This window comes from Pseudomonas sp. HMWF006 (assembly GCF_003061205.1).
GTDB classification, from domain to species: domain Bacteria; phylum Pseudomonadota; class Gammaproteobacteria; order Pseudomonadales; family Pseudomonadaceae; genus Aquipseudomonas; species Aquipseudomonas monsensis.
The window spans coordinates 14,360-22,703 of the sequence record NZ_QAIU01000543.1; the positions used below are offsets into that span (position 1 = coordinate 14,360).

General features: G+C 61.0%; 7 protein-coding genes. 5 read left to right on the forward strand and 2 right to left on the reverse strand.

Annotation, left to right across the window (positions count from 1 at the left end; all coding sequences use genetic code 11):
• The coding region (gene ppsA / locus DBR24_RS24470; protein WP_256591795.1) for a phosphoenolpyruvate synthase at positions 1–1,530 on the reverse strand (1,530 nt) is incomplete at its 3' end.
• 174 nt (positions 1,531–1,704) lie between these two features.
• Between ppsA and DBR24_RS24475 the strand changes: the two genes are divergently transcribed.
• Entirely contained in the window at positions 1,705–2,523 is an 819-nt protein-coding gene (locus DBR24_RS24475) for a pyruvate, water dikinase regulatory protein (protein ID WP_123463647.1), read from the forward strand.
• 121 nt (positions 2,524–2,644) lie between these two features.
• On the opposite strand, the gene DBR24_RS24480 is transcribed toward DBR24_RS24475, so the two are convergent.
• Positions 2,645–4,054, reverse strand: coding sequence for a PLP-dependent aminotransferase family protein (locus DBR24_RS24480; RefSeq protein ID WP_128616024.1), 1,410 nt, complete (start codon positions 4,052–4,054; stop codon positions 2,645–2,647).
• Positions 4,055–4,145: 91 nt separating this feature from the next.
• Between DBR24_RS24480 and DBR24_RS24485 the strand changes: the two genes are divergently transcribed.
• From DBR24_RS24485 to DBR24_RS33580, 4 genes are all read left to right on the forward strand, one after another.
• The gene (locus DBR24_RS24485; RefSeq protein WP_128616025.1) at positions 4,146–5,066 is read left to right on the forward strand and encodes a DMT family transporter; all 921 of its coding nucleotides are present in this window, start codon (positions 4,146–4,148) and stop codon (positions 5,064–5,066) included.
• Between the two features lie 33 nt (positions 5,067–5,099).
• Positions 5,100–5,828, forward strand: coding sequence for an alanyl-tRNA editing protein (locus DBR24_RS24490; protein WP_128616026.1), 729 nt, complete (start codon positions 5,100–5,102; stop codon positions 5,826–5,828).
• Between the two features lie 278 nt (positions 5,829–6,106).
• Complete coding sequence (locus DBR24_RS24495; RefSeq protein WP_128616027.1) at positions 6,107–7,852, forward strand: ABC transporter permease subunit; 1,746 nt, start codon at positions 6,107–6,109, stop codon at positions 7,850–7,852.
• Between the two features lie 14 nt (positions 7,853–7,866).
• Positions 7,867–8,344 (forward strand): ABC transporter ATP-binding protein (locus DBR24_RS33580; protein ID WP_256591796.1); only part of this gene is annotated, 478 nt, incomplete at its 3' end.

An 8,344-nucleotide genomic window follows, 5' to 3' on the forward strand; every position in this document is an offset into this window, starting at 1 on the left:
TTCCAGACGGGCCAGGCCGACACCGGCGTTCGGCAGCTGCGCGAAGTCGAAGGCGCGGTCCGGGTTGCCGACGTTCATCATGATCTTGAACGGCAGCTCTGGCATGGCGTCGACGGAGTTCTTCTTGATGTCGAAGCCCAGTTCGCCTTCGAAGATATAACCGGTGTCGCCTTCAGCGCAGGACACGGTCACGCCCTGGCCATCCTTCAGCAGTTGGGTGGCGTTACCGCAACCGACCACTGCCGGAATGCCCAGCTCGCGAGCGATGATCGCTGCGTGGCAGGTACGACCGCCGCGGTTGGTGACGATGGCGCTGGCGCGTTTCATCACCGGTTCCCAATCCGGGTCGGTCATGTCGGACACGAGGACGTCGCCCGGCTGGACTTTGTCCATCTCGGACACGTCCTTGATGATGCGCACTTTGCCGGCGCCGATGCGCTGGCCAATCGCACGACCTTCGACCAGCACGGTGCCGGTTTCTTTCAACAGGTAACGTTCCATGACGTTGGCCTGGGTGCGGCTCTTCACGGTTTCCGGACGGGCCTGCACGATGTACAGCTTGCCGTCGTCACCGTCCTTGGCCCACTCGATGTCCATCGGGCAGCCATAGTGCTTCTCGATGATCATCGCTTGCTTGGCCAGCTCGCTGACTTCAGCGTCGCTCAGACAGAAACGCGCGCGCTCGGCCTTGTCGACATCGACGGTCTTGACCGAACGACCGGCCTTGGCCTCGTCGCCGTAGATCATCTTGATCGCCTTGCTGCCCAGGTTGCGCCGCAGGATCGCCGGACGACCGGCCTCCAGCGTGCCCTTGTGCACGTAGAATTCGTCCGGGTTCACCGCGCCTTGTACAACGGTTTCGCCCAGGCCGTAGGCGCCGGTGATGAACACCACATCACGGAAACCGGATTCGGTATCGAGGGTGAACATCACGCCGGCAGTGCCGGTTTCCGAACGCACCATGCGCTGCACGCCAGCCGACAGGGCGACCAGTTTGTGGTCGAAGCCCTGGTGCACGCGGTAGGAAATCGCACGGTCGTTGAACAGCGAAGCGAACACCTCTTTGGCAGCGCGGATAACGTTTTCCACGCCACGGATGTTCAGGAAGGTTTCCTGCTGACCGGCAAACGAGGCATCCGGCAAGTCTTCGGCGGTGGCGGAAGAACGCACGGCCACGGCCACGTCAGGGTTACCGGCCGACAGCGCGGCGAATGCGGTGCGGATCTCGGTGTTCAGTTTTTCAGGGAATTCGGCGTCCATGATCCATTGGCGGATCTGCGCGCCGGTCTTGGCCAGCGCATTGACATCGTCGACGTCCAGGGCGTCGAGAGCCTTGTGGATCTGATCGTTGAGGCCGCTCAGTTCGAGAAAGTCGCGATAGGCCTGCGCGGTGGTGGCAAAGCCGCCGGGGACCGACACACCGGCACCCGCCAGGTTGCTGATCATCTCGCCCAGGGATGCGTTCTTGCCCCCCACATGCTCAACATCGTGTTTGCCGAGCTTATCGAGGGAAACTACGTACTCTACCAAGGTGATCTCTCCACTAACTGTGTTGGAAAAGCTCAGAAACCGGCAGCTCGGGGGAGCGTTGGCCGGTTGTATGGCCTGGACCTGGAAAATAAGTGAGAATGCGGGCCAATGGCGGCCGACAAATCGCGCCTATCATATCCAAGATTGATGACTAGCTTAAGGCCCAAGGTGCAAATGAAACGATCTGCTTTCTTTATCTCCGATGGCACCGGCATCACCGCCGAAACCCTGGGTCAAAGCCTTCTGGCGCAGTTCGAAAACATTACCTTCACCAAGCTCACGCGGCCGTATATCGACAACGCGGACAAAGCGCGGGCCATGGTACAACAAATCAACAAAGCCGCTGAAACCGACGGCTTTCGGCCGATTATCTTCGACACCATCGTCAATCAGGACATTCGTGAGATTCTCGCGACCTCCAATGGTTTCATGATCGACATTTTCTCGACCTTCCTCGCCCCGCTCGAACAGGAACTGACCGAGCATTCGTCCTACACCGTCGGCAAGTCCCATTCGATCGGGCACAACTCCAATTACATGGAGCGCATCGAGGCGGTGAACTTTGCCCTCGACAATGACGACGGCGCGCGTACCCACTATTACGACAAGGCCGACCTGATACTAGTGGGCGTGTCGCGTTGTGGTAAGACGCCGACGTGCCTGTACATGGCGATGCAATTCGGCATCCGCGCCGCCAACTATCCGCTGACCGAAGACGACATGGAGCGCCTGACCCTGCCGTCCGCGCTGCGCGCCCACCAGCACAAGCTGTTCGGCCTGACCATCGACCCGGATCGCCTCACCGCAATCCGCAACGAGCGCAAGCCCAACAGCCGCTATTCGAGCTACGCCCAGTGCGAATTCGAAGTGCGCGAAGTGGAAAACCTGTTCCGCCGCGAAAACATTCCGCACATCAACTCCACGCATTTTTCGGTGGAAGAGATTTCGGCGAAGATTCTGGTGGAGAAAGGTGTGGAGCGGCGCTTCAAGTAGTTTTGCCGTGTCTGACAAGACGCCATCGCGGGCAAGCCACGCTCCCCCAGGGCTTTGTTGTGAATACAAAACCTGCAGGCGCCCAAAACCCTGCGGGAGCGGGCTTGCCCGCGATGAACGATTACACGGTCTCGGTCAATGCCCTGGCCAGGGCCTCGAACCCGCCGAGCAACAACCGATCATCCCCCACCGAATTGCACACACTCGCCCGAATAAACTGCGGCACCGCGGCATGCCCGACGGCAAACGCCTCGGCGGTGGACACCAAATAACTGTTCTCCTTCAGTTCCGCCGCAATCTGCGACGCGCGCCATGCCTCAGGCACTTCAATCCAGAAATGCGGGCTGTGGATGTGAGTCCGGTACACCAGGTCGGTCAGTGCGGGGCTGACCAACGCCTTGCGCCGGCCGATTTCACTGATTTGTTCGTTGAGCAGTTGGGTGGCAATGCCGCTTTCGATCCAGCGGCAGGCCACTTCCATTGCCAACGGATTGGCCATCCAGCACGTCCCGCGAATGGCTGAATTCAATCGCCCGAGCAACGCGTGCGGCGCGTGCAGGTAACCGACACGCAGCCCGGCCGAAACTACTTTGCTCAGGCTCCCGATCAGCACCGAGCGTTCTGCGGCAAACGCACTCAGGGGCAACGGTCGCTGGCGATCCAGCAGCGCATGCGCCTCGTCCTCGAAAATCAGCAGATTGTGTTGCCGGCAGATTTCGGCAATGGCTTCGCGCCGTGGCACCGACATCACCGCCGCCGTAGGATTCTGGATGGTAGGTGTGCAATACAACGCCGACACCCGATGCTGTCGGCAGACGTCCTCCAGCGCTGACGGCAACAAGCCTTCGGCATCCATGGCGACACCGATCAGTTTGATCCCGAGTTGGCGTGCGACGCTGATCAACCCCGGGTAGGAAAGATGCTCGGTGACCACGGTGTCACCGGCCTTGAGCAAGCCCATCAAAGCGCACAGCAGTCCGTGCTGACCACCGTTGACACACAGCACCTGATTGGCATCCGCCTGAAATGCCCCATGACTCAGCCAGTACGCCCCCGCCTGCCGATGTCGGGGCAGGCCGCTTTCGGCGGTGTACCCGGTCAACTGCTGCAAGCTGTGCGAATCGTTGGCCAACGCCTGCAGCGTCAGGCTCATGAACGCGCTTTCCTGCCCGGGAATTGGCTGATTCCGACTCATGTCGAAGCAGGCCCGCGGCTCTTCGCTGACATTGCGAAACCCCTTGTCCCGCAAACGCTCCAGGCCGCGCTCACGCACGTAAGTGCCATCGCCGACACGCGCCACCACCCGCCCGACCCGCTCCAGCTCGCCATAAGCGCGACTGATGGTGCCGATGGTCACACCCAGGCTGTCAGCCAACAGCCTGTGCGGCGGCAATTTCGCGCCGGCGGCGATCACGCCTTCGGCTAGGGCGCGTTCCACCGCATCCGCCAGCCGCTTGTACTTCACGCCGACGCCATTGGCGAGACCGTCACGCAGGATTGACACCGTGGCAATACTTATTTTGACAGTCATTGTCGCCCCGAATAGCGTGCTGAAAACAGGTGCAATCAGGGATAGCCCTTTTCACCCACGAGGTCAATTCCTCTGCTGCGGAGCACAATGCATGTCGACTGTCATCAGCACGCCGTTGAATGCGAGCAAACCCTGGCTCGCCGGATTGTTCACCTGCACGCTGTTTCTGATCGTCTGCCTGAGCTGGGGTACCACCTGGCTGGGGATCAAGATTGCCGTGGAAAGTGTGCCGCCGCTGACGGCTGCTGGCCTGCGTTTTCTGATTGCCTTTCCGCTGTTCCTGAGCTTTGCCGTGTTGCGCAAGGAGCCGCTGCTGTTCCCACGGCAAAGCCGCTGGTTTTTCCTGTTCGTCACGCTGTCGTATTTCAGCCTGCCGTACTACTTGCTCAACTACGGCGAGTTGCATGTTTCATCGGGCCTGACCGCGCTGCTGTTCAGCTGCATGCCGGTGTTTATCCTGGTGTTTTCCTCGCTGTTCCTGCGCGAGAAAATCCTCCCGACACAAATGCTCGGTATCGCCATCGGTTTCGCCAGCCTGTACATGATCATTCGCAGCCAGGGCCTGCATCTGGATCAAGCGGAATGGCTCGGCGTACTGGCGATTCTGTGTGCGGCGATCCTGCATGCGCTGTGCTACGTGGTGACCAAGCAACACGGCAGCGCAATCAGCGTGATCACCTACAACACTCTGCCGATCGGCATCGCCGGACTGATGTTATTGATTGTCGGATTAAACCTGGAAACACCGGTCTTCAAGGACATCAGCGCACGCTCCTGGGGCGCCCTGCTCTACCTCGGACTGGTGGCGTCGGTAGGCGGCTTTATCGTGTATTTCATCCTGCTCAAACGCCTGAGCCCGGTGCTGCTGTCGTTCGTCTTCATCATCTTCCCGGTGTTCGCCCTGCTCATCGGCGCCTGGTACGAAGGCACGCCGATCTCCCGGGACCTGATGCTGTACTCGGCAATCCTGCTCGCCGGTTTCGCGATCACCAAGCTGCCGCTTAAACGCTGATCCGCCCCCCATCATTGAACATCGGAGGTTCAAATGTCGGTCCACACCCTGGAAACCCTGAGCCTGTTTAACGCAGAACCTTATCGGCGCGATTTCAGCGCACGCGTGATTGCCGTGGTCGATCAAGCTGTGGTGCTCGAACATACGCTGTTCTATCCCAGCGGTGGCGGGCAGCCGGGAGACAGCGGCCACTTCAGCCTCGCGGACGGTACCCGGATTGATGTCACCGGCACCCTGCGCGACCCGGCGCTGCCGTCGATCATCTGGCATCAGGTGGCGCAATGTCCGCCGCACCTTGGCGTCGGCACCCAGCTCAACGCCAGCCTCGACTGGCAGCGGCGTTACCAGCACATGAAAATGCACACTTGCCTGCATCTGCTGGGCGCGCTGATCAATGCGCCGGTCACCGGTTGCAGCATCAGCGCCGACAAGGGCCGGCTGGATTTCGACCTGCCGGACATGACCCTCGACAAGGACCGCATCACCCACGATCTCAACGCGCTGATCGAACAGGCATGCGCGGTCAACGTCCTGAGCCTGCCGGCCGCGGAATATCCTGCGCTGCTGGCAAGGATCGGCAGCAAGACCACCCGGCCAGCGGCGATCCAGGGCGATCTGCGGGTGATTGAGGTGGCAGGCATCGACCTGCAGCCCTGTGGCGGCACCCACGTGCTCAACACCCGGGAAATCGGCGAGGTCTATTGCGAAAAAATCGAGAAGAAAAGCCAGCACAATCGTCGGGTGATCCTGCGTTTCGCCTGAACGGTCGAGCTTGCGTGGATGAAAATTTCTTCACCCAAAACCGACGCGTTCTTTACGTCTTTGTAACATCTCAAACAATACAATCCGCGCAAGCAGCGCATCCGGGTTAAACACCCGATGCGCCTGCCCTCCCGGCCTGTCGAATTCAACAGGCCTGCAACATTCACTTCCCACTTGAACCTGAAGAACGAGCGTCCGCTCATTCTCGGTGGGTCGTGCAGACAAAAGCTACGCTCAGACTGCCACGCCCCACTCGGAAACCGCTGGAATCACAGCTTATGAAGAAAGTGTTCCGTCACTACATCCCGGCCACGGCCAGACGCCTGCTGCCCAATCGCTGGGATTTGATCGCCCTGCCGCTGGTGGTCGGCTTCCTGCTGTTTTTCTCGATTACCGCCCGGGAAACCTGGGCGCCAATCGCCACCTTGCAGAGCGAGGTGATTTCTCTCGACCCGGGCAACCTGCCTGAATATGCGATGCGCACCACCCTGCGCATGCTCGCGGCGATGGTCGCGGCACTGATCTTCACCTTGCTCTACGGCACATTGGCAGCCAAAAGCCGCCGCGCGGAAAAGCTGCTGGTGCCGGTGCTGGACATCCTGCAATCGGTGCCGGTGCTGGGTTACATCTCGTTCACCGTGACGTTCTTTCTGCTGCTGTTTCCCGGCCGGGTCCTGGGCGCCGAGTTCGCCGCGATCTTTGCCATTTTCACCAGTCAGGCGTGGAACATGACCTTCAGCTTCTACCAGTCGCTGCGCATGCTGCCGCGCGACTTGGTGGAGGTGTCGACCAACCTGCAACTGTCCGGCTGGCAAAAGTTCTGGAAGCTCGACGTGCCGTTCGCCATGCCCGGATTGATCTGGAACATGATGATGAGCATGTCCGGCGGCTGGTTCTTCGTGGTGGCGTCGGAAGCGATCACCGTCGGCGACCAGACCATCACCCTGCCGGGAATCGGTTCGTACCTGGCCTTGGCCATTGCGCAACAGAACCTGCACGCGGTGGGTTACGTGATCCTGACCATGATCGTGGTCATCCTCATCTACGACCAGTTCCTGTTCCGCCCGCTGGTGGCCTGGGCCGACAAGTTCCGCATGGAGAACACCGCTTCGCAGACCGCCGCGCCAGAGTCATGGGTGCTGAACCTGATCCAGCGCACCCGCTTGATCCAGCGCCTGCTGCGCCCGTTCAGTCGCGTCATCAGCCGGCTCGGCAACATGCGTTTGAACCTGCCGCGCGCGGCGCGCCAGGCCATCGCCTCGGACAACCCGGCGACGTCGAAGCTGATCGACGGGGTCTGGGGCACGCTGATCGCGCTGCTCACCGCTTACGCGCTGTACCACATCGTGCTGTATGTCGGCACCGAAGTGACCCTCGGCGAGGTTGGCCACGTATTGCTGCTGGGGTGCTTCACCCTGCTGCGGGTGGCCGGGCTGATCTTCATCGCCTCGCTGATCTGGGTGCCGCTGGGGGTGATGATCGGCCTGCGCCCGGCGCTGGCGGAAAAGATCCAGCCACTGGCGCAATTCCTTGCGGCATTCCCGGCGAACCTGCTGTTCCCGGTGTTCGTCATCGTCATCCTGCGCTACCAGTTGAACCCGGACATCTGGCTCAGCCCGCTGATCGTGCTCGGCACGCAGTGGTACATCCTGTTCAACGTGATCGCCGGGGCCAGCGCCTTCCCCAATGACTACAAGGAAGCCGCGACCAACTTCCGCATTCGCGGCTGGTTGTGGTGGCGCAAGGTCATGCTGCCAGGGATTTTCCCCTACTACGTGACCGGCGCCATTACCGCCTCGGGCGGCGCGTGGAACGCCAGCATCGTTTCCGAATTCGTCTCCTGGGGGCAGGACAAAGTCGTTGCTCACGGCCTCGGGGCGTACATCGCCCAGACCACCGCCGCCGGGGACTTTCCGAAAATCACCTTGGGCGTGGTGGTGATGGCGATCTTCGTCGTGGCCTTCAACCGCCTGGTCTGGCGGCCGATGTACGCCGTGGCCGAAAACAAACTTCGCCTCAATTGATGGGATTCGCTGTGATGAATACCTATACCGAACCAACCGCCGCCAGCCCTGAAATCTATTCGCTCAGCGATGTGAACCGGGTGTTTGGCAAAGGCAAGGAAGAACTGCAGGTGCTCAGCGGCGTCGATCTGACCCTGCGCGAGGGCGAGATCGTCGGCATGCTCGGCCGCTCCGGCTCGGGCAAGTCGACCTTGCTGCGGATCATCGCCGGGCTGATCGAACCTTCGTCGGGCGAAGTCCTGTACAACGGCAAACCGCTCGACGGCCCGGCCGAAGGAGTGGCGATGGTGTTTCAGACCTTCGCGCTGTTCCCGTGGCTGACGGTGCTGGAAAACGTCGAGGCCGGCCTGCAAGCGTTGCAGGTCGAGCGCAAGGCCGCGCGCAAACGCGCCCTGGCGGCGATCGACCTGATCGGCCTCGACGGGTTCGAAAACGCCTACCCCCGCGAGCTGTCCGGGGGCATGCGCCAACGTGTGGGCTTCGCCCGCGCAC

Coding starts and splice junctions, on each gene's coding strand:
- DBR24_RS24480 (WP_128616024.1), bottom strand. CDS start 4,054: ATGACTGTCAAAATAAGTATTGCCACGGTGTCAATCCTGCGTGACGGT.
- DBR24_RS24475 (WP_123463647.1), top strand. CDS start 1,705: ATGAAACGATCTGCTTTCTTTATCTCCGATGGCACCGGCATCACCGCC.
- DBR24_RS24490 (WP_128616026.1), top strand. CDS start 5,100: ATGTCGGTCCACACCCTGGAAACCCTGAGCCTGTTTAACGCAGAACCT.
- DBR24_RS24495 (WP_128616027.1), top strand. CDS start 6,107: ATGAAGAAAGTGTTCCGTCACTACATCCCGGCCACGGCCAGACGCCTG.
- DBR24_RS24485 (WP_128616025.1), top strand. CDS start 4,146: ATGTCGACTGTCATCAGCACGCCGTTGAATGCGAGCAAACCCTGGCTC.